Source organism: Bradyrhizobium sp. LeoB3 (assembly GCF_055456055.1).
The window spans coordinates 1-20,897 of sequence record NZ_JBVBEF010000120.1; the positions used below are offsets into that span (position 1 = coordinate 1).

Sequence of the window (20,897 nt, forward strand, 5' to 3'; positions counted from 1 at the left end):
AGTCGATCCCTTCAAAGAGATCGTGAAACTCGCCTATCTCGTGTGCCGCGAGAAGGTGGGAGCGGAACGACGCTTACCAGCATCGCGACGATTGGCTAACATATACGTGGCCGAGGCCTGCAAAGGGATATCTCCACGCCGTGAGGATGGATCGGCGAGTGGCCCGGAACGGTGGCTTCGGCGCGGTCCACGCTGACAGCCGCTCGGTCTCGACCTAGGCTAGAACGGCCGCGGGATGAGGTTTCCGAGGACGAGCCGATCGCCCTGCCAACTCGCCCAGCGCACATTCTCCCATTGCACGATGTTGATGCGCTGACCCTTGACCGTGTCGAACAGGAACGGTCCATAGCGGAACGAACCACGGACGAAGTAGACATTCTTTAGGCTCACCGAGGAGCCTCCATCCGCTGGAATGCGGAGTCCGTGGTTGCCGCCCTCGAACAGCACGTTCTCCAGGACGTGCGAACCTCGCCAATCGTCTGACGACCAGTAACCCGCGGTCGTGGCACCGGCCATCTTGAATGTGGCGTTCTTGACCGTGACCGTGCCGGTTGAGCCCGGGGAATAGCACTGCAGTCCATCCGCGTGGTCACTGTCGATTCCAGTAGCGGTGATATAGACCCACGTGAGATTGATATCGCCACTGACGCAGCGAACGCCTTCGCGTGACTGAATGCGAACCCGCGTGAGGGTGCAGGAGCCATAGCAGGTAATCGTCGGCTCGCCCGAGTTCTCAACGATCGACAAGTCCGTTCGGGACGAACCTGAAGGCAACTTGATCCGAGACGTGCCGGTCGTGACGTTGGCATAGACGGGATCGTTGAAACTCAAGGGAACGCCGGCTCCGTTTGGCACGGGGGCAGGCGGGGACTCGGGGGTTGGAGCGACCACCGCACCGGTCTCGGCAATTCGATCGTCGTTGGGTTGCATCCTCACCACTTGCCAAGGAGCGTCCGAGGCGTGGCTCCTGCAAGCCTCCTGCGCCTTTTCGGCGCTAATTTGGCTTGAGGATGCCGCCTCCGACGAACCGCGGCACGTGGACTTCGTAGGCTCGTCCGGCGTCGAGCTGAGCATCGGTTGGGCAATGATTAACCCTGCCAGCAACAGGCCAAGCATCATCAGGTAGCGCATGGAAGCTCCTCAGCGGGATCTGTACCGCCCTAAATTTCCGCACAGCCATCCAGTGGTTCGGCTTTTTCAAGCCAGTCCAGGCAGCAGTGCCTCCCATTGTTGCGTTTCGTCCGCGTTCGAGCGCGGCCGCCGGCTTTGGTTCGGTAATTCCGGTGAAATTAAATTATCGATCGAGGATTATATAATTTCTCGATTATGTGCTATTTGTTCTAATTTGCCAAGACAGTGTGATCGTTGGGTTCGGGAGAGTTGACCGTCGCATTGTGCCAATGTTCCGGGCGGGTTGGTGACGATGCTCCGGTGCAGTCCTTCGCCCTAGGGAGATGACCATAAGCACCACCAAATCGAGGCTCGTGAACAGGTCGCATTTCTCGGATAGAATGATCTCCGCCCGTCCGGACCATTTGCCAGTGCCCTTGCCGAGCTGAATGCACTCGAGGATCGCGGCTTCTGCTCTGGAACGCCGATCTGTCGGAGGCCGCGTTATGCAGTCCTTTGCCTGAGCGACGGTCGATCGTCGGTGTCGCAAAGGAAAGAGGATCTGGGCTATGTCGACCACTAACGTGAAACTTGCTGTTATCATCGTCTCATACGGCAATGCCGATGATGTTGATCGTTGCTTGAAGGCGCTCGCTCGTTCGAATTGGGCTGACTTTGAGGTCTTCATTTGCGAGAATGGCGGAGAAGCCGCCTACGGGAGATTAGTGGCTTCGCTCGTGGGATCGGATCGAACGTTGCAACGGACTTCCGATCCCTCTGGTATTCTTGACCAGCCACAGAAGCGGCTGGCCTCAATAGTGAAATGTCGATTTCGAAATCGCGCGAATGTCGTTCGAATTGGGCTCGCGACCGAGAATCTCGGCTACGGAGGCGGCGTTAACGCATGGCTTGAGCCACTGCTTGGCATCTCCGGCTGGGGTTCGGTGCTTGTGCTGAATCCCGATACCGAAGTCGATAGCCGTTGCCTGTCCGAATTAATCGCCAAGTCTGCTGAGGGATACGGCATGGTCGGCGGAAGCTTGGTCTTCGACCACTCCCCCGAGAGGGTGATCAACTACGGTCTGCATTGGTCCAGTATGACCGGCCGTGTCGTTGCCGTAGGAAGGAATGCGCCTGCCGGCAGCGCACCATCGATCGAGGACCTTGGCAGCATCGATGCGGTAAGCGGCGCGTGCGTTCTGGTAACGCGAGCGTTCGTCGAAGACGTCGGTCTGATGGCCGAAGATTACTTCCTCTATATGGAAGACCTAGATTGGGGACGTCGGCGGGGAAAGCATCGCATCGGCTTCGCGAGCAAAGCTGTCATTCGCCACATTGGAGGAACGACCATCGGATCTGCCGTTACGCCGGAGGGGCGCTCGCATCTATCGATCTATCTGTCTGCCCGCAACGGCATTCTCTATGCTCGGCGTTTTGCGGGTTGGCGCTGGATCTGCCATTTCGGAGTTGGGCTCGTGTTCGCGGCGCGATATGCGCTCAAAGGCTCAATGTCGGCCGGAAGAGTCGCCTTCGTAGGTTTGCTAGACGGTGCAAAAGGCAAGACAGGGCGCCCGGATGCCGCACTCGGCCAGCGACAGCTCGGTTGATCCGTCCGAAGAGACCAAGTCGAGATCCAAGCGAACGCCATGCTTGGACCTCCTCGAATGCTTGAGGGGTGCACCCTGCAATATCGCCCGCCGACAATCGGATCGAAAATCAACACGATGCGTATGTTTCTTTAATCGGCAAGCGGACCGATCGTCTCAATATGTAGTCTTCTAAGGCGGGCGAGCGGTCCGAGCAGAGACATTTTGCAGGGGAGATCATCAATTCTCGATGGCCGATTATGGAATCATTTTTCTCCGAGAACCGACGTTGACGATAGTCTTAAGACCCGCTGTCATCTCGTGATGGGGAGCAGGGTCGATTCGGATGGGCAGCAGACGTTAGGTCCTTCCAGTAGTGTTGGGGTTGGCACGCGCTCAAGGAGCCTGTTGAGCACCGGGCGAGATTAAATTCAACTTGAAAATAACGGATTTAATCAAGTCGCTAGTGAGATATTTACTCCACGCAATAACTTGGCAGAAGCTACGGTTTTTCTGCGATGGAATTAACTGTGCGGAAATTGTAGGTCCTTAGCGTGAAGCCAGATCGCGCTGCTGAAAATATCCGTTTTTTTATTTGTGTGGCTCCCCGGACACATAGGCGAATGTGCGCGTGAGACGCAAAGGAAATCGCCGTTGTGTTGACTCGTGCGGTGAGACTTTGGCCAGAGTAGCTAAGAAATCACCTTGGGGGAGCCGTCATGTCGTCTAAAAAAAGCCTCTGCCAATCGACCAAGAGAAACACCTCGGCGCTGGGCTAGCAGAGTCGTAGTTTGGGTACTGTCGCTCAGAAAACTGAAATTGGGCGCGTACCTGGGGACAACCAGAATCTACCAGGAGAAACTAGATGTCAGGGATTCCTTTGAGCTGGAACGACCCGTTGTTAAACGGCGTTACAAGCTCAGGTTCGGTCATACTCCAAGATGGCCAAACTCTTTCATACAAGAGTATCACCGACAGCGGCAACCTCGCGTCTGTTCAAGGCAATGGCGCTTTCACCCTCGACCATGTCCGTATCAGCTCGAGGGAAGGCGTGCGCATTGGGGGTAGCGGAGATGTCGTCATTAGCAATTCGTACCTTGAATCAACGGGACAGGCTGGCGATCACGCCGATACTATCCAGGCCTATGCCCCCGGTAGCACTGGGAACGTGACGATTACGAATACGACGATCGTGGCACACGACAACAATGCCACCGCCGGTATGTGGGTTTCAGACGGTTATAGCGGAACACTCACTTTCGATAATGTGGTGTTCGAGGGTGGTCCGTTTGGCTTGCGTGTTGCCGCGGACGGAGTCGATGAGACCCTATCTCTCAAAGACGTTTATTTCGTGGGGCCGTTTGCTTACGACGACCTTCTCTTGCAGCAAGTCACTGGGAAAATACACATCACTCAATGGGAGAACGTACGCACCGCAACGATCGTGAACGGTCAACTCGTTCCGGGCGCACTTATCCCGCCGCCGTTTCCGGTGGAAGGTGGAGGGTCTCCGAGCACGCCTCCGAGCACCCCTCTGGACGCGCCGGTGATCGCGTCGTTCTCGAACGACACAGGAAAGATCGGCGACGGTATTACCAGTGACAACACGCTTCAGCTGAAGGGGACGGCTGCGGCAAACAGCACCATCAAGATTTACGATGGCTCTACGCAGATCGGCACGACCACTGCGAATGCGAGCGGGAGCTGGCAATATACCACGGCGGCGCTTACCAACGCCCAGCACGTGCTGAAGGCGACGGCCACCAACGCGAGCGGTCAGACCAGCGCTGCTTCTGCGGCTCTCACGGTGACTGTCGATACTATTGCGCCGACCGCCCCGGTCGTGAAGAGCGAATCGGTCCTCGACACGAACAAGGTGCTGTTGTCTGGCACCGCCGAAGCAGGCAGCACGATCAACGTCTATGAGGGGACGAACCTGGTCGGTAGCGGCACGACGGCCGCGAATGGTACCTGGAGCATCACCACTAACACCATGTCGCCTGGCTCTCATACGCTGGCGGCCACGGCGACGGACGTTGCTGGCAATGTGAGCGCTGCCTCACAGGTGGTCGATCCGGTGGTCGGGGGTGCGCCGACACCGCCGACTCAGCCGGCTGCGGCACCGAAGATCGTCTCGTTCTCGAACGATAGCGGGAAGGTCGGAGACAACATCACCAACGACAACACGCTGACGCTGAAGGGCACTGCCCTGGCCAACGCGACGATCAAGGTGTTCGATGGGACGACCCAGGTCGGAACTGTCAAGGCTGATAGCAGTGGTAATTGGACCCTGACCACGGCGGCGCTGAAGGACGGTGCCCATAACTTGACTGCGACCGGCACCGATTCGTCTGGGAAGACCAGCGCGGCGTCCACGGCGCTTGCCGTCACCATCGACACCACGGCGCCGACCGCGCCGGCGTTGAAGGCGAACTCTGTTGTCGATACCAACCACGTGCTGTTGTCCGGAACGGCCGAGGCTGGCAGCACTGTCAAGGTCTATGACGGGTCGAATGTCGTCGGTACCGCCACGGCGGGGACGAACGGGAGCTGGAGCGTCACTACCAGCGCTCTGTCGAACGGCGCTCACGACCTCACCGCGAAGGCAACGGACGTTGCGGGCAATGTCAGCGCCGCGTCGCAGCCCTTCCATTCGGTGATCGGTGGTGGATCGACCACACCGTCTGGATTGACCGGCCTTGTCGAGGTCGGCAACCATTATTTCCTCGGAGCGACAGGCCCCGAGCTGAAATATAGCGGCGCCGCTGTGACAGCCGGCCAATTCGATGACTGGATTCCAATCAGCTCAGTCAAGCTGGATGGCGGCGGCTACGATGTTGCGTGGAAAGACTCAAGTGGGCAGTTCACCTTCTGGACTACGGATAGTCAGGGCAACTTCCAGTCCTACCCGACCCACGGCGTTGCTCTTGCTGCCAACAGCACAACGGTCCAATCGTATGAGAATATTTTCCATCAGGATCTCAACGGGGATCACACCATCGGTGTTCCGGGCACAACCCCGACAACGCCAACGACCCCGACAACCCCAACTACTCCAGCTTCAGCGGTGAATTTCAGTTCCCTCACCACGAACTCGAGCAATATAGTTACGATAAAAGGCACTGCTGATGCATTCAGCCAAGTCAAGATGTACGACGGCAAGGCGTATATCGGGACGACGAAAGCCGGTGCCGACGGTAACTGGAGCTTCACGAGCAAGTCTGCCGTATCCGACACCGTGCACTCGTTCAAAGCGGTAGGGGTCGACAGTGCCGGTCACACGACGGCCAGTTCGGGTAGCGCGATCCTTGGCTCGACAGGCAGCAATACGCTGACGAGCACATCGGGCAACGACTTGTTCGTCGGCAAGGGTCATCCAGACACGTTCGTGTTCGCTGCGAATTTCGGTAAGGATGTCATCAAGGACTTCGCTGCTTCCGGGCCCTCGCACGATACGATCCAGTTCAGCAAGAGTGCGTTCAGTGACTTTGCCAGCGTTCTCAATCACGCTTCGCAGGTCGGGCAGGACGTGGTCATTGCGAACGGAGCTGACTCGCTCACGCTGAAGAACACCAAGCTTGGTGCACTGCAGAGCCACGACTTCCATTTCGCGTAAGCGAAAAGGCGCAATAAGTCGAAGAACATTCAGCGCCGTGGAGATTTAATCTCCACGGCGCACGTTAGGGGACACGTGCCATGACTAATCTTGGACGGCGGGGAGATGCCGCCGCGTCGGTAAATATTGAGGAGATGGAAGTATCGCGATGGGCGGTATTTATCGCTGCCTTGGGACTTCTGGCAGATCGGGCGCGATCATCGTCGCGAGAGCTCACCAGGTTGGGCGAGCGTTCGGTCGAGGTCGTGCGAGCGCGGCTGTTTGCCCGCCCGCCGCGTCCCGCCGACTTCTACGATGAGCCGCAATCCGAAATATCGGCATTCCTGAGTTCGTGCCGTCGGATATTCTGGAGCCTTGCCGCCTTCAGCGGCCTGAGCAATCTGCTGATGCTCACCGGCTCGTTCTTCATGCTTCAGGTTTATGACCGGGTGCTGCCCGGTCGCAGCATCCCGACGCTGGTTGCGTTGTTGGTGCTGGCGATGGTGCTTTATCTGTTCCAGAGCGGCCTCGACCTGGTCCGAAGCCGGATCAGTGTTCGGATCGGGCGTTACTTCGATGAAAGGCTCGGGCTTCGTGTGTTCGATGCAGTCGTGCGCCTGCCGCTCAAGACGCGCGGCGATGGCGACGGCCTGCAGCCATTGCGCGATCTCGATCAGGTCCGCAGCTTCTTGTCCGGAGGCGGGCCGACCGCACTCTTCGATCTGCCCTGGATGCCGATCTATCTTGGCATCTGCTTCCTGTTCCATTTCTGGATCGGCGTGACCGCGCTGTTGGGTGCGCTGGTGCTGGTCGGAGTCACAATCCTGACGGAGACCCGCACGCGCGGTCCGGCGAGGGCCTTCTCGCGTCTCGGCGTTGCGCGCAACGCACTTGCCGCCGAGGGGCGGCGAAACGCCGAGGTCCTGCAGGCGATGGGGATGAGGCGGCAGGCGGCGCTGCGCTGGCAGGATGTCAACGGCAAGTATCTCTCGGCGCATGAGCGGGCGAGTGACGTTGCGAGCGGGCTCGGTGGGCTCTCGAAGTTCTTTCGCTCGTTTCTGCAGTCGCTTGTTCTTGCGGTCGGTGCAGTTCTCGTCATCAACCAGGAATCGACAGCCGGCATCATCATCGCCGGCTCGATCCTGACGGCGAGGGCGCTTGCGCCCGTGGAGGTGGCGATCGCGAACTGGAAGGGATTCGTTGGCGCCCGACAGTCGGCGCATCGGCTGGATCGCTTGCTGAAGCTCCTCCCCGACGAGGTTTCGCCGCTTGACCTGCCTGCGCCCAAAGAGGCACTCGCCGTGGAGCAGCTCTATGTCGCGCCGCCGGATTCAGAGAAGCTGATCCTCTCCGATGTCTCGTTTCAGTTGAAAGGAGGCCAGGGCGTGGGAATTATCGGCCCCAGTGGGTCCGGTAAGTCGACGCTGGTTCGGGCCCTTGTCGGCGTCTGGCCGCGGCTGCGCGGCAAGATCAAGCTCGACAACGCGGCGCTGGAGCAATGGTCGCCCGACGCGCTCGGCAAGCACATCGGCTATCTGCCGCAAGACGTCGAGCTGTTTGAGGGCAGCATTGCCGTCAACATCGCGCGGTTCGACCTTCAGGCCACATCCCAGGGGGTGCTGGACGCCGCACAGGCAGCCGGCGCGCATGATCTCATCCTCTCGCTGCCGGATGGCTATGCCACCAAGGTCGGCGAGGGCGGAATGGCCCTATCCGCCGGTCAGCGGCAACGCATCGGGCTTGCCCGGGCACTCTACGGCAATCCCTTCCTGGTGGTGCTTGATGAGCCGACATCGAACGTCGATTCCGAAGGCGAAGAGGCGCTCACGGAAGCGATCCTGAACGTTCGCCGCCGCGGTGGCATTGTGGCGGTGGTTGCGCACCGGCCGAAGGCGCTCGAAGCCGTCGACCATGTCCTGGTGATCGGCGAAGGAAGGCTTCAGTCGTTTGGGCCGAAAGAGGAGGTGCTCAACAAGGTGCTGCGACCAGCAGCTCCGCTCCGGGTGGTGGCAGACGGGCAGGGAGGCGGACGATGGATCGCCAAGTAGTAACGCCGGCGCTGCACTCCATCCAGCGCTACATCATCGTCGGCATGTTCATGGTCGGCTTCGTCACCTTCGGCATCGGCGGCTGGGCTGCGACGTCGCAATTGTCGGGCGCTGTGATCGGCCAGGGCGTCGTCGTGGTGGATTCAAGCGTGAAGAAGGTCCAGCACGCGACCGGCGGCATTGTCGGCGAACTGCGCGTTCGCGACGGTGACCGCGTGAAAGCCGGAGATATTCTGATCCGCCTCGACGAGACGCAGACGCTTGCGAATGCAACGATCGTCACCAAGAGTTTCGACGAATTGCTCGCTCGCCAAGCGCGCCTCGAGGCCGAGCGCGACGGTGCCGATCAGATCGAATTTCCGCCGACGCTGCTTGAACGGGCCAGAGACAGCAAGCTGGAGGCGGGGCGCGCGATCTCGGCGGAGCGCTCCTTGTTCGATTTGCGCCGACAGTCTCGGAGCGGCCAAAAGGCGCAGCTCAAGGAGCGCAAGGCCCAGCTTCAGGACGAGATCAAAGGTTATGCCGGTCAGGCCGAGGCCAAGCAGAAGGAGGTGGACTATATTCGCCAGGAACTCGAAGGCGTCAGGACGCTCTTCCAGAAGAATCTGGTGCCGATCACACGCCTGACTGCGCTCGAGCGCGACAGCGCGCGGCTGGAAGGTGAGCGTAGCCAGTTGAGCGGCCTGATGGCGCAGGCAAAGGGGAAGATCGCCGAAATCGAGCTTCAGATTATCCAGATCGATCAGGATCTGCGAACCGAGGTTGGCAAGGATCTCATCGAAACGCGCTCCAAGCTTTCTGAGCTCACCGAGCGGAAGACCGCGGCCGTGGATCAGCTCAATCGCATCGATATTCGCGCGCCGCAGTCCGGCCGCGTTCACCAGCTTTCGGTTCATACCGTAGGAGGTGTGATCGCGCCCGGTGAGCAGATCATGCTCATCGTGCCCGATGCGGACGCCCTCGCGGTCGAAGTCAAGCTCGCACCGCGCGACATCGATCAGGTGTATGCCGGCCAGACTGCGACCATGCAATTTGCGGCGTTCAATCAGAAGACGACGCCGGAAGTCGACGGTGAGGTCAGTATGGTGTCGGCGGATCTGACGCAGGACCAGCGGACCGGCGCGAGCTATTACACGGCGCGCGTCCTGCTCAAGGCGGATGAGCTTGCAAGGCTCGGGTCGGCCAAGGTGGTGCCGGGCATGCCGGTCGATGTCTTCATCAAGACGCCGGCGCGAACCGCGCTGTCGTACCTGGTCAAGCCATTGCGGGATCAGGCGGGGCGCGCATTCAAGGAACGCTGAGATTCGCGAACTGGCGGCGTGGTGGTTCATCGATCATAGAGCGGGTGATCCATCCGCTCGCGAAGGCTCCGCCATCGATATTGATGCCTTTCGACCTGCCGGACCGCGCTGGTCCGGCAGGCCGATGATGTGGCCTGAGATCAGGCTCATTGCGCGTCGCTGAGAACCAGCCGATCCATGGCACCCGAGGCTGCCTCCCAAAGACAGTGTTGAGTCATGCTTCGATTGATTGGCAATCCTCAAGGATTCTCACGACCAACGAACATCCGAACGTTCGACGCAAAAAGTCATCCCAATTATCGGTAAGCGCGGAATCAATTCCGCAATGCCCATGCCGAGCAGGAAATTCATGAAGAGGCGCGGCGCACGGCTATTTTACGTATATTATTTTTTATGTGTACTTTTAAAACATTTATTGTTTTAATTGCGTTTATAGTGATTTCGAGGATTGTTCGATTCAATGATTGATTGGTTGAGGGGCGACGTTGTGTGGGACGGGCGGGCCCTTTTGGTCCCCGCAGCCGTGCCATCCGGTCAGGCCATTTGCAGAATACCTCGTGAGACGGTTCACGTGCTGCGATTGTATTCTGACGCGATCGGTCGCGAGATAAACCTTGAACGGCAGCACATAGTGGAGAAGCTTGCTCCATTCCTGATTACAAAGCTGAGCCGAGCCAACCACGGCGAAGTCGTTGAGTTGTTCCCTTGGGAGGTCGAGGACTAGTCTGATGGGCAATCTGTCCACTGCTCGGATGGGCATTTCAGGCGATCCATGGATCGAGAGAAGGATTCTCCTGCGATGTTCAGTACCTTCGACTGGCCGTTGAGCGGTTGATCGATATTGGCTCCGAGCCGAAGACTTAAGCAGCGTTCACGTCAGCTCTGGCCGGCGGACCAGACGTTGGACCGCCCTCGTGCCCGCCGCCGCCTATGACTCTGCGCCGACCAAAACCCAGACCATGCGGTTCGTCCGCCCGACGAGAAAAGCGACACAATAAACTGGTAGCCAAAGCACTGAGAAAGGGGCACAATTCCCATGTTTCATATTGGATTGTGACGCCGACACCGAGGTGCGGAAGACGGTAGGTCATAGGCCACATGCCCTGGGGCACCCACTAGGAGACGAAAGAAGGCCGCTCGCCCTAATGCGCGAAAGATGCACACTTGGTGCAGGCTGGCCCTCATGACCGAACAACCTTCATGCCGTCTCTGTTTCCGGGCCTTGGATCTTCGATGAGTTTCGGGAGCTTCAGGTAATGCGATATCTGCTTTATAAGTCCGTTCGTACGTTGCAATGTCATTTCCCGCTGGCTCGGACTCCGAAGGAGAATATTCAGCGTTTTGTTCGAAAGACGTTCCGAATTCCGCATGAAAGAGACTTCGAGTTACTAAGGCTCATCGATTTCACCGACCGCGTTTTTGTCGATGTCGGAGCAAACCGCGGCCAAAGTATCGACAGTGCAAAGCTGATACGACCGGATGTTCGAATAGTATCTTTTGAGCCTAATCCGCTCCTATCGAAGAAATTAAGCGGCATCTATGGAAACGACCCATCGATAACCATTCGAGGAGTCGGTCTCTCCGATATTCCGGGAGAGTTTAAGCTCTTTACGCCAATATATCGGGGCTATGCTTATGATGGCCTTTCTTCGCTTAGTTACGAATGCGCAACGAGCTGGATACCCGAGCATGCTGATTTCTTCTTCGACGCAAAAGAACTTCGAATCGATGAGGCCATCTGTAGCATCACGACGTTGGATACTGAGAACCTCGCGCCTGGGTTAATTAAGATCGATGTTCAAGGTACGGAAGGAAAAGTCATTCGGGGAGCCATGAAGACAATCGAGCGATACAGGCCGGTAGTCTTGGTCGAGCGGGACATGGGGTTGAATGAAATTCGAGAACTACTCGCTCCATTGGGCTATGCTGAGTGTCGAGTGACGAACGGACGACTGGAACAAGGCGCTCAGCCCGGAGACAATGCGATACTAATGGCATTGGATGCGCATGCCAGATTGTAGGGCCCAGGTGGCTGCCCCATGCGTCGATGGATTTGAAAATCCCCAAGAGTCCACACGGCCTAGTTCGTGGCCGGACGTTGAAGCTCGCCCCACGGAAGCCGTTCGGCATTGCAAGATCGGTTCTCTGCTACGCTAATGACAGGCGAAACGTTTCTGGTCAGGCGAAGTTCGCGAAGAAATCTGGACCAGAGATAGTCTAGCACCGTCCAGAATACCGGTTGCTGCGTATACATCTCGCCGCGAAAGACCACGAATGAGCGTTGCGCTCCTTCGGTAAGATGCCGAATGAGATTTGCGTTCGATCCATCGGGGGTCAATCTAGCAACGTGCATTTGGCACGATGCTGTAGTGGCGCGGATGATCAGCGTTCCAGTCTCGTAGGTCGAGACCACATTGAAGTGTCTGCGTTCAAGAAATTCAACAAGGTCTTCCTTTAGATGACCCTGGTAGTCAGGAGGCAGCACCATCTTCCATCCGATGGCCAGCGCGACCACGGCGGCGAGCACCCACTTAAATACGCTGGAAAAACTCACGCCTCACCCCTAGCAGGCAGCAACCGAGGATCAAGCCTAGTATGGTCGCATTGGCAACAGCATCTCCCAATGGGCTATGGAATGTATCGTAGTGCCATTGGCTTAAGCCCATGACACTCATGCGCGTAACGTTCACGGCGATCACCGACACGCAAGCCAATAGGCACCAGAACAGATCGTAGGCAGATCTCTTATGATCGACCCATCGGCTCATGGTAACCCAGCAGAGAAATGCGAGCGACATGTTAGCAAGCGAAGAACAGCCTGGCTGGATGACCAGAACCCCCGACCCGTCGGCAAATCCAACGATGTCCCCGGTCCGGGGAGTGCGCAACAACCAACCGACCAGCGAGGCATCGATCCGCAATATTAGATCGGCAAAGAACTGGAATAGCAGTCGGCTCCAGAGCACGGGTACGGTGGTCGCCACCAATATAAAAGCACCGCGCCTCGCCGACCGGTCCTCCGAGAAGATGATGACGTAGAAGCCTAGTGCCGTTACTGCGAGCCAGCTCAAAGCACCGATTGGCAGAATGACCAGAAAAGCAAATGCTGCGCCTATGGCGAGCTCGAAAGAACGAATTCCTCTCGTTCGGTCTTGAAGAACGAGGTATACCCCCGCGACACACGATACCCAAACCAGTACGCTCACCTCGAAGGTCTCAAAGAAGGCATTCGTCCATCCAAGCTTGATTACCGATTGGAGGACGCGTGAGGTGAGGCCACTTATGCAGCCAAGTGCAAAGAGTCCCGCGAAGAACTCGCCGCGCAACTGATCGCTCGCCACTTGCGACGGGTTTCGAATCGAGATCGATTCATTTAAATTGACCATCTCAATTTAATAGCTTGCTCAATTTATTTTAGCCACTAAAATTGGCCCGGAGACGGAAAGGTTTTAATAGTCCGCTCCCAATACGAATACGCGATGAATGCCGCGTCAAGCTGTGGCCGGGCGCGCCCGGGGAACTGGTTCCGCGTACGGCCAGGCCCGCTTACGAAGTCGAGGTGCTGCCGCTGCTGGCGAATCTACCAAGATTGGGACGTGGTAACCCCAGCTAACCTTGTGATTAATCAAGGACCTCAGCCGCGCGACGACTGCGGAATCCCGACTTGTTTCCATTGTCTTAGGCGCTCAGCACCCTAGCTTACGCGGCGAGACAACGCACCAGCCCTGCCGCTGGTACCTGATCTGTTCCTACCTTCGAGGGCTTGCTCAACTCGGCACAGAACCGCCGGAATCGAATGGTTGTTAGCGATCGATGTGGCTGACTTGCCCTGGGCTGTCAGCCACTCCGGCTTGCCGCTGTATGCCTTTCGGAAGAGGCGGCATGTGCTGCTAGGTGTCGTGCGGCGTTTGCAGCGCCTCGCGGTTGGCGAACGCGATCCGCTCGTCGAATTTCAGGGACCAGGACAATGACCACTCTCTATGCGATTCCGCGGTTACTCGAGGAATTGGGCCGCCATATTTTGGGGGTCGGGAAGTGATCGGCGTCGGCGAACCTGCGCCTTGGTTCTTGGCAGCGAAGGATGCCGGTGAGATAGTTCACTTCGATGAACTTGGCGGCCGCTATCTTGTGCTGTTCTTCTTCGGCCATGCGACCCCACCCGTTGTCGAAGCGTTGGCCCAGATTGAACACTGCCCGCTTTTCGACGGAGATCGCGCACTCTGTGTCGCGGTAGGCAACCGCCCCGAGGATTTTAGCGAAGGCGCTTTGCCGCAAAGTCGTGCGGGGCATCTCTATCTGTTGGATGGGCAGGGTCATGGCACGCTGCGTTACGGGCTAACCTCGCCGGTGCGACCGGTAGCGTTCGTCCTTAGCCCGGCAATGCAGGTTATTGACGTCGTAGCGCTAAACGATCCCAGCCTCTTTGCCGCCCATATCCGCTCGACGCTGACATCGCTATTGACGAACAACGACGGGGAAAGCAGTGCGCCGGTCCTGATCGTGCCGCTGGTTTTCGACCGTCCGTTGTGCGAGCGCCTGATCAATCTCTACGACGAAACGGGTGGGCGCGAAACCGGTGCCATCGAGCGCAAAGGCGAGGCGCTCAAGCGCTTCAATCCGGAATTCCGCAAGCGGTTGGACTATTACATCGCGGATGAGCCGGCGGTCATCCGTTGCAGAGAGTTGCTGGCGACCCGCCTGTTGCCATTTGTTTTCCGAGCCTTTCAATTCAAAACCACGCGCATCGAGCGTTGGCTCGTTGGCTGCTACGATGCGAAGACCGGTGGCTATTTTCGGCCACACCGAGACAATACCGCAGCAATCAATGCGCATCGTCGTTTCGCGCTGACCATTAACCTCAATGACGGTTACGCCGGCGGCGATCTAGTCTTCCCCGAATATGGCCGCAAGATTTACCGCGCAGCGATTGGTGAGGCCATCGTATTTTCGTGTTCCTTGCTGCACGAGGTGACGCCGATCACGCTCAATCGTCGCTATGCTTTTCTGTCGTTCTTGTACGATGAGGCGGGAGAGAAAATGCGTATTGAATCGTCAGCAAATCTTGACCGTATCCAGCTTGCTTGAGAAAAGCGAGACCGTCCTCGAGCGCACCAATCCGGCGGAGCAGGTCGAGAAGGGACAAGCCAAGTGTAGCGGCGCGTTGATAGCCGCGGCAGGGACCCGGTCGGCCGCTGTGCGCTTCATACCCGCACTGCCTGCGCGCGCTTCTTTCGAAGCCTTAGGGCAGGAGCAACAATGCTTCAAGTTCGGGAGGCGGTACAACCAATGTGGCGGCTAAGGTTCCGTTGAAGGGGGCATTCATACCGCGAAGCTCCTGGAGTTGAGCTCGCCCGATGCATCCGAAGGTGTTACGATGCCGGTTTTGGCATGGATCGGGCTTGCTGAGCGGACCAGGGGATCGGGTGCATCCAGATCGTCTTCCCCGGCGATCCCGACCAGGGCGAACAGGGCATAACGGCGGGCGTAGGTCAGCGCTGCCCCCGTGCGATGGAGCAGCTCGGTATCCTTCGCGGCGCAGACCGGCCAGTCCGAGGAGATCCACTCGCCGGAGGAATGGGCGAGCAGGGTGGTCAGGTGAATTTGTCCCGTGCCGGGCTCAATCCGGATGGTCTGGATGGTTGCGATCTCCTGCTGGCTTAAGGCCTTGCGCACGATATCGAGACCGCTAGACCCTGACGCATCCTCTATTTCGCTCGCGCCTTGGCCAAGCGTGGAGCGGACCTGCCGGACAATCCAAGAAGGGGGCCATGGTGGGCACGCTCGCTTGGACCCAACGCAAGCTCATCCTCACCACCTCCCGCACCGACATCGAGGTCGTCTGGGGTGACCTCAAGGCCCATGATCTCGCCCACCAGATCTTCGTAAGCGCTGTTCAGCGGCCACCTACCGGACGACGGGGCGATCTGCGAGTCTGCGGTTTGTTTGAACCGTTAGAGCGTGATTGTCTGAGGCTGAATCGATTGGGGATTCCCAAATCAGGCGGGTTCTGATTCAAGATGCTGGCTGGGTTGGAGGCCGGCATCCCATGGGACGAGCCTATTCGCTTGATTTGCGCGAGCGGGTCGTTGCTGCGGTGGCAGCTGGCGAGAGCTGCCGGTCAGTGGCGGCAACCTTTAAGGTCAGCGTTGCCAGCGTGGTGAAGTGGTCGCAGCGGTTCCGTGCGACCGGCAGCGCCGCGGCCCGGCCGATGGGCGGCAATCGTCCCTACGTGCTGTCTTCCGAGCGGGATTGGCTTCTCAATCGGCTTGCCGAGCAACCGGACATCACATTGCGCGCGCTGCATGACGCAATCACGCTCTAGGCTTAGAATGGACACAGTGCATAGTGCTATCACGGAGCCAGTGCGGCGGCTTGAGGTCTTCACCGGAGCCGGCCGGCGGCGGAAGTGGAGCGACGAGGACAAGGCGCGGATCGTTGCGGAGATCGTAGCGAGCGGCGACTCGGTCTGTTCGGTAGCGCGACGGCATGGCTTGTCGCCGCAGCAGTTGTTCGGCTGGCGACGTCAGTTGCGAGAAGCAGCGGGCGGTCATTCCGAAGAAGAAGTACAGTTTGTGCCGGCGGTGGTGGATGCCGTGGTGCCGGCGGCTGCTCTTGGCCGTGAGCGCAAAGCGGTGCGCGGCAAGGCAAAGACGGATTCCGGGCTCATCGAGATCGAAGTTGACGGCATCACGATCCGGGCCGGTCGTGGTGCGGATCCAACGATGATTGCGTCGATCGTCCAGGCGCTGAAGGCGAGCCGGTGATCGGTCCGTCGGGTGCGGTCCGGGTGATGGTGGCGACCAAGCCGGTAGACTTCCGCAAGGGGATGGAGGGGCTTGCTACTCTGGTGCGCGAGAGTATGGGGGCTGACCCATTCTCAGGAGCTGTCTATGTGTTCAGGGCCAAGCGGGCGGACCGGATCAAACTGGTGTTCTGGGACGGAACGGGTTTGTGTCTGTTCGCCAAGGGGCTCGAGGATGGGATCTTCCGCTGGCCGAAGATCGAGAACGGTGTGATGCGTCTGTCGGCGGCGCAATTGTCGGCGCTGCTGGAGGGGCTCGACTGGCGGCTTGTGCATGAAGCACGGGAGACGCCGGCGCCAACACAACGGCGAAGTGAATCAGGAGCATCGGACGCGTCGCCAGATCGCGGCGAATATGCTCTGAATTGGGTGTGAGTGACGCCCTGCCTGACGATCCCGAGACGTTGAAAGCGATGCTGCTCGCCGAGCGGTGCGAGAGCGAACGGCTGCGTCAGATCATCAAGGAATTGCAGCGGCATCGGTTTGGCCGGCGGGCAGAGACGCTGCCTGAAGATCAGATGCTGCTGGGCCTGGAAGACGTCGAGCAGGTCGCAGCGTACGGCGAGACGGCGCAGGACGTGAGCGCACCTGAAGGCAGTGAGGCGCGGGCTCGCAAGCGCCGCGGCAACCGTGGTGCCTTGCCGGCGCACCTGCCGCGGATCGCGGTCGTCGTCGACATCGAGGACAAGACCTGTCCCTGTTGCCAGGGTGAGTTGCCCCGGATCGGCGAGGATCGGAGCGAGCGGCTGGACTTGGTCCCGGCGCAGTTTCGGATCTTCGTGACCCGGCGTCCCAAATACGCCTGCCGGGCCTGCGAGGACGGCATTATGCAGGCGCCGGCCCTCGCCCGGCTGATCGACGGCGGATTACCGACCGAGGCCACCGTCGCCCAGGTCCTGGTCTCCAAATATGCCGATCACCTGCCGCTCTACCGGCAGGCCCAGATTTATGCCCGCCAGGGCGTTGAGCTCGATCGTTCGACGTTGGCGGACTGGGTGGGGCGGGCAGCGTTCCACCTGCGTCCGTTGCATGAGCGCCTCCTTGGCAAGCTCAGGCAACGGCCAAAGCTGTTCGCCGATGAAACGACGATGCCGGTGCTCGATCCCGGCCGCGGGCGCACCAAGACCGGTCAGCTCTGGGCCTATGCGGCAGACGACCGGCCATGGGGCGGCGCTGATCCTCCGAGCGTCACCTATGTCTATGCGCCCGATCGCAAAGCCGACCGGCCGATCGCCCATCTTGCAGGCTTCAAGGGGATCCTGCAGGTCGATGGCTATGCCGGCTATGGCAAGCTCGCCGAGCGTGGCGAGGTTCAGCTTGCATTCTGCTGGTCGCATACGCGGCGTAACTTCTACGAACTTGCCACGCCCGGTCCCGCGCCCATCGCAAGCGAGGCGCTTCAGCACATCGCCGAGTTCTACGCGATCGAGAAGGACATCCGTGGCCGCAGCGCCGAGGAGCGCCGCCTCGTCCGGCAGCAGAAGAGCCGGCCGCTGAAGCCTTCGAACGGTGGCTCCGCGCAAAGCTCGCGTTAATCAGCCAAAAGGGCAAGCTGGCTAATGCCATCCGTTATGCGCTCTCACGCTGGGAGGGGTTGACGCGCTTCATCGATGATGGCCGCATCGAGCTCGACAACAACGCCGTCGAGCGCTCGATCCGCCCGATTACGCTGAACTGAAAGAATGCGATGTTCGCAGGCTCCGACGGCGGCGCCGAGCACTGGGCCATCATCGCCTCCTTAGTCGAAACCTGTAAGCTGAATGACGTCAATCCGCTTGCCTATCTGACCGATGCCTTCACCAGGATCGTTAACGGCCATCCAAACAGCAACATCGATGAGCTGCTTCCATGGGCCTATTGCCGTCACGACTTCAAAGCCGTGGCCTGAGAACGACGCTTACAGATCTTCATTGATCCCGACGTCCTCGACGAGAGCATCAACGCATCAACCACGCGGTCGACGCCTTGAATGCAGCGCGAAAAACGCAATGCGTTGGGCGACCAACGAATCTCTGCTTAAAAGGACGACTCCTGGTTCTCGGACTCGGTCTCACACATGCTGATCCCGGACCTTAGCTGCCAGCGATCTGGCGTTCTCCGATAGCGGCGGCCCGGCGCCCGCCATTGCAGATGCCGCAGCGTGAAAATCGTTTGCCTGACCTGGCGCCAAAGCGCCGCCTCATAGCGCCCAAGCCGTTCGAAAATTCCGTTGTCGAGGTCGGCCAGACGAAGAAAGCAGCGCGCAAGCTCGCGTCCACCCGAATCGTGCCCGGACTGGAAGATTTCGATAACATCGCACGCTTCTCCGGGTAGCTTGGGGCGCGCTGGATCGGGTGCGCTGCTTGCGTCGTACTGGATCTGGAACAGGCCGGTCTCCGCGGTCAATCCATGGCGAACGGCATTCTGGGACGAGCGCGCTTTGCCGCTTTGCGTTTTCGGGCCGGTGCTCCTTTGGGCGTTGCGGCGGTTCGATTCAATCTGTCGAAGCGAAGTCATGTCGGTGTGCCCGGCAACTGGGTTCGTTTTGCCATCTGCGGCGCGCGCGGCTGCCGTGACATGGCCGTTCCTTCGTCGTTCGCCACTCCGGGCTTTCCGCTGTCGTCGCCCAGGACGTCTGCAGAAGCGTGAAGGGGGTGGGTTTCCAGCCAAAGCTTGCGCGCCACGCCGATGGGCTCGAGGCCGACTTTCGCCCACCAGTCCGATTCCCTGCCGGTGCGGTGCAGTTCGCGATGGTGTGCCCGGCACAGTGGGACGGTGAACTCGTCGCTGACCTTGAGACCGAGACCGCGGGATTGCGCGAACCGCAGATGGTGGGCGTCGCAAGGCTGGCGCCCACAGAGGAGGCAAGGCTGTTTGGCCACAAACCGCAGGTGGGTCTTGTCGCGCAGGCGACGCGCCACGAGGATTGTCAGCACGCTCTTGTCGATGCGGGAGCGCATCTCTTGGTCCGTCGTTGGCTGATCCCGTTCGGCTGGCGAGAGGTCCTCATCCGCTATCGTATGTAAGCGGTCAAGCCGGGCTTGAAACGCCGCCCTGACCTCGTCCGCATCCGCCTGCGTCAGGGTGTTTGCCTTTGGCCATGCCTGAAATGTCCACGCGTCCAGAGCGTCTTTGAGCTCCAATTCTTTCAACTCGACCAGCAACTGATTCCGGAGTGTTGCTGAGGCTTCACGCGACAGAATGGGAGGCGGCTTGCCATTTGGGCCTTTGCGAGGCTCCTGGAACGCTTTTGTCGGCGGCGGCGGCCGGAGTTCATCGGAACCGTTTCCTTTTCTCGGCGGTCCGCCTTTTGGGGCTGGAACCGCCGTTGCACAGGCGAGATCGGGCGCATCGAGATCATCCTCGCCGGCGATCCCGACCAGCGTAAACAGGGCATAACGCCGGGCGTAGGTCAGCGCCGTGCCCATCCGATGCGGAGCTGCGGTCTCCGAGGCCGGACAGACCGGCCAGTCCGACGACACCCACTCACCGGAGGCATGGACCAGGGTGGTCGTCAGTTTGATCAGCCCGGTGTCGGGATCGATTGCGGTGCTTTGGACTGTCGCAATCTCATGCCGACCAAGGCATTTGCGAACGATGTCGAGGCCTGCGGATAGGGAAGCGTAGCGAAAGGTCCGCGGCCCCTCGCGCGGGAACGGCGACTCGATGGTGGCAGTCAGCGACTTTTCCGGATTGGCGATCTCGGCTTGCGCCTTGGCGAGTGCCGTCGCTAGGGCGCCGATCTTATGACTGGATCGCTGCATGGCGAGGCTGCTCCCCCTCAATGTCAAAACTGATGGCGCCCGACTTCGAGCGCCTTGCGCGCACGCCATGACCCGCGGCTTCCCTGGCATCTTCCGGCACCAGGGCCTTCAACTCGGCCTTTGACCGCTCGTGGTCCTGGGCCGCCTGCCGAGTTGCCTGAAACAGGTCTGCAAACTCGGCCCAGGCGTTGGACCCGCTCATATCGACGGTCCGGACCGCGATCTTTGCCCTTGGTGGCTCGACGCCAAACAGGTGAGGGGTCTCGCGTGTTTCAACGCAACGCCAGAATTTCTTCTCGGCTGTTAGCAGCAGGTGCTGGTAGAGTGGATCAGCCGGAATGGTCATCTCAACCCACTTGCCGCCACCGGTAATGATCGACAGCACCGCTGTTCTGGAAGCGGTGACCCACATGTTGTGCTGTAGCTGCGCCATGTGTTTCTCAGCGGCCCCTTCATCTGAGAACGACCATGGCAGCATGAACTTCGCCTCGAAGACCGCGCCCGTTGCCTCGACCATGCCGTCGAGGGTCGCCGCCATCCAGCGCTTGACCGGATGAAACACCTGACGCTGCACCTCGGTGACGACTTGGTCGGTATGCGCTCGTACCAGTGTCGATTGAGATGCTCGGTCACGGATGCCGCTCCAAATTTCCCCAGATGTGCCGAAGTAAAATTCCCCAGGTGGGCGGTACCCCGGTGATCAGCCGGCTGG

General features: G+C 59.4%; 15 protein-coding genes and 4 pseudogenes. 12 read left to right on the forward strand and 7 right to left on the reverse strand.

Annotation, left to right across the window (positions count from 1 at the left end):
* Positions 1-219 precede the first annotated feature (219 nt).
* Positions 220-1,131, reverse strand: a complete 912-nt coding sequence (locus ACZXDY_RS39765) for a hypothetical protein (protein ID WP_464349257.1) — start codon at positions 1,129-1,131, stop codon at positions 220-222.
* Positions 1,132-1,679: 548 nt separating this feature from the next.
* Here ACZXDY_RS39765 and ACZXDY_RS39770 point away from each other — a divergent pair.
* The 5 genes from ACZXDY_RS39770 (at position 1,680) to ACZXDY_RS39790 (ending at position 11,661) form a co-directional block, all read left to right on the forward strand.
* Positions 1,680-2,717 carry a glycosyltransferase family protein gene (locus ACZXDY_RS39770; protein WP_464349258.1) on the forward strand — a complete coding sequence of 346 codons (1,038 nt, stop codon included), beginning with the start codon at positions 1,680-1,682 and terminating at the stop codon, positions 2,715-2,717.
* Between the two features lie 844 nt (positions 2,718-3,561).
* Positions 3,562-6,312, forward strand: coding sequence for an Ig-like domain-containing protein (locus ACZXDY_RS39775; RefSeq protein ID WP_464349259.1), 2,751 nt, complete (start codon positions 3,562-3,564; stop codon positions 6,310-6,312).
* Between the two features lie 245 nt (positions 6,313-6,557).
* Complete coding sequence (locus tag ACZXDY_RS39780) at positions 6,558-8,339, forward strand: type I secretion system permease/ATPase (protein ID WP_464349270.1); 1,782 nt, start codon at positions 6,558-6,560, stop codon at positions 8,337-8,339.
* On the forward strand, positions 8,324-9,640 hold the full coding sequence (locus ACZXDY_RS39785; RefSeq protein ID WP_464349260.1) for an HlyD family type I secretion periplasmic adaptor subunit: 1,317 nt from the start codon (positions 8,324-8,326) through the stop codon (positions 9,638-9,640). The genes ACZXDY_RS39780 and ACZXDY_RS39785 overlap by 16 nt, the downstream gene beginning before the upstream one ends.
* Before the next feature lie 1,256 nt (positions 9,641-10,896).
* Positions 10,897-11,661, forward strand: a complete 765-nt coding sequence (locus ACZXDY_RS39790) for an FkbM family methyltransferase (protein ID WP_464349261.1) — start codon at positions 10,897-10,899, stop codon at positions 11,659-11,661.
* Positions 11,662-11,720: 59 nt separating this feature from the next.
* Here ACZXDY_RS39790 and ACZXDY_RS39795 read toward each other — a convergent pair whose 3' ends face one another.
* The gene (locus ACZXDY_RS39795) at positions 11,721-12,194 is read right to left on the reverse strand and encodes a hypothetical protein (protein ID WP_464349262.1); all 474 of its coding nucleotides are present in this window, start codon (positions 12,192-12,194) and stop codon (positions 11,721-11,723) included.
* Complete coding sequence (locus ACZXDY_RS39800) at positions 12,172-12,981, reverse strand: hypothetical protein (protein WP_464349263.1); 810 nt, start codon at positions 12,979-12,981, stop codon at positions 12,172-12,174. Before ACZXDY_RS39800 ends, ACZXDY_RS39795 begins: the two co-directional genes overlap by 23 nt.
* Before the next feature lie 694 nt (positions 12,982-13,675).
* Between ACZXDY_RS39800 and ACZXDY_RS39805 the strand changes: the two genes are divergently transcribed.
* Positions 13,676-14,725, forward strand: a complete 1,050-nt coding sequence (locus tag ACZXDY_RS39805; RefSeq protein WP_464349264.1) for a 2OG-Fe(II) oxygenase — start codon at positions 13,676-13,678, stop codon at positions 14,723-14,725.
* A gap of 327 nt (positions 14,726-15,052) precedes the next feature.
* On the opposite strand, the pseudogene ACZXDY_RS39810 reads toward ACZXDY_RS39805, so the two are convergent.
* Positions 15,053-15,340, reverse strand: a pseudogene (locus ACZXDY_RS39810) (ERF family protein); the annotation flags it as partial.
* Positions 15,341-15,408: 68 nt separating this feature from the next.
* Between ACZXDY_RS39810 and ACZXDY_RS39815 the strand changes: the two are divergent.
* The 6 genes and pseudogenes from ACZXDY_RS39815 (at position 15,409) to ACZXDY_RS39840 (ending at position 18,330) form a co-directional block, all read left to right on the forward strand.
* Positions 15,409-15,651, forward strand: a complete 243-nt coding sequence (locus ACZXDY_RS39815) for a hypothetical protein (protein WP_464349271.1) — start codon at positions 15,409-15,411, stop codon at positions 15,649-15,651.
* Positions 15,603-15,962: a helix-turn-helix domain-containing protein gene (locus ACZXDY_RS39820; protein WP_464349265.1), complete on the forward strand. Its 360-nt coding sequence runs from the start codon at positions 15,603-15,605 to the stop codon at positions 15,960-15,962. The genes ACZXDY_RS39815 and ACZXDY_RS39820 overlap by 49 nt, the downstream gene beginning before the upstream one ends.
* 7 nt (positions 15,963-15,969) lie before the next feature.
* Positions 15,970-16,404 carry an IS66-like element accessory protein TnpA gene (gene tnpA, locus ACZXDY_RS39825; protein ID WP_464349266.1) on the forward strand — a complete coding sequence of 145 codons (435 nt, stop codon included), beginning with the start codon at positions 15,970-15,972 and terminating at the stop codon, positions 16,402-16,404.
* Positions 16,401-16,715: pseudogene (tnpB, locus tag ACZXDY_RS39830) on the forward strand (IS66 family insertion sequence element accessory protein TnpB); the annotation flags it as partial. The gene tnpA and the pseudogene tnpB, both read left to right, overlap by 4 nt.
* A 140-nt stretch (positions 16,716-16,855) precedes the next feature.
* Positions 16,856-18,120 (forward strand): annotated as a pseudogene (gene tnpC / locus ACZXDY_RS39835) (IS66 family transposase).
* A 9-nt stretch (positions 18,121-18,129) separates the two neighbouring features.
* A complete protein-coding gene (locus ACZXDY_RS39840; RefSeq protein ID WP_464349267.1) occupies positions 18,130-18,330 on the forward strand; it encodes a transposase domain-containing protein in 201 nt (66 codons plus the stop codon).
* A 128-nt stretch (positions 18,331-18,458) separates the two neighbouring features.
* On the opposite strand, the gene ACZXDY_RS39845 is transcribed toward ACZXDY_RS39840, so the two are convergent.
* The 3 genes and pseudogenes from ACZXDY_RS39845 to ACZXDY_RS39855 form a co-directional block, all read right to left on the reverse strand.
* Positions 18,459-18,827, reverse strand: a complete 369-nt coding sequence (locus tag ACZXDY_RS39845) for a hypothetical protein (protein ID WP_464349268.1) — start codon at positions 18,825-18,827, stop codon at positions 18,459-18,461.
* 107 nt (positions 18,828-18,934) lie between these two features.
* A complete protein-coding gene (locus ACZXDY_RS39850) occupies positions 18,935-20,254 on the reverse strand; it encodes an ERF family protein (RefSeq protein WP_464349269.1) in 1,320 nt (439 codons plus the stop codon).
* Positions 20,166-20,897: pseudogene (locus ACZXDY_RS39855) on the reverse strand (YqaJ viral recombinase family protein); the annotation flags it as partial. The gene ACZXDY_RS39850 and the pseudogene ACZXDY_RS39855, both read right to left, overlap by 89 nt.

Coding starts and splice junctions, on each gene's coding strand:
- ACZXDY_RS39765 (WP_464349257.1), bottom strand. CDS start 1,131: ATGCGCTACCTGATGATGCTTGGCCTGTTGCTGGCAGGGTTAATCATT.
- ACZXDY_RS39840 (WP_464349267.1), top strand. CDS start 18,130: ATGTTCGCAGGCTCCGACGGCGGCGCCGAGCACTGGGCCATCATCGCC.
- ACZXDY_RS39790 (WP_464349261.1), top strand. CDS start 10,897: ATGCGATATCTGCTTTATAAGTCCGTTCGTACGTTGCAATGTCATTTC.
- ACZXDY_RS39815 (WP_464349271.1), top strand. CDS start 15,409: ATGGTGGGCACGCTCGCTTGGACCCAACGCAAGCTCATCCTCACCACC.
- ACZXDY_RS39785 (WP_464349260.1), top strand. CDS start 8,324: ATGGATCGCCAAGTAGTAACGCCGGCGCTGCACTCCATCCAGCGCTAC.
- ACZXDY_RS39850 (WP_464349269.1), bottom strand. CDS start 20,254: ATGGCGTGCGCGCAAGGCGCTCGAAGTCGGGCGCCATCAGTTTTGACA.
- ACZXDY_RS39770 (WP_464349258.1), top strand. CDS start 1,680: ATGTCGACCACTAACGTGAAACTTGCTGTTATCATCGTCTCATACGGC.
- ACZXDY_RS39775 (WP_464349259.1), top strand. CDS start 3,562: ATGTCAGGGATTCCTTTGAGCTGGAACGACCCGTTGTTAAACGGCGTT.
- tnpA (WP_464349266.1), top strand. CDS start 15,970: ATGGACACAGTGCATAGTGCTATCACGGAGCCAGTGCGGCGGCTTGAG.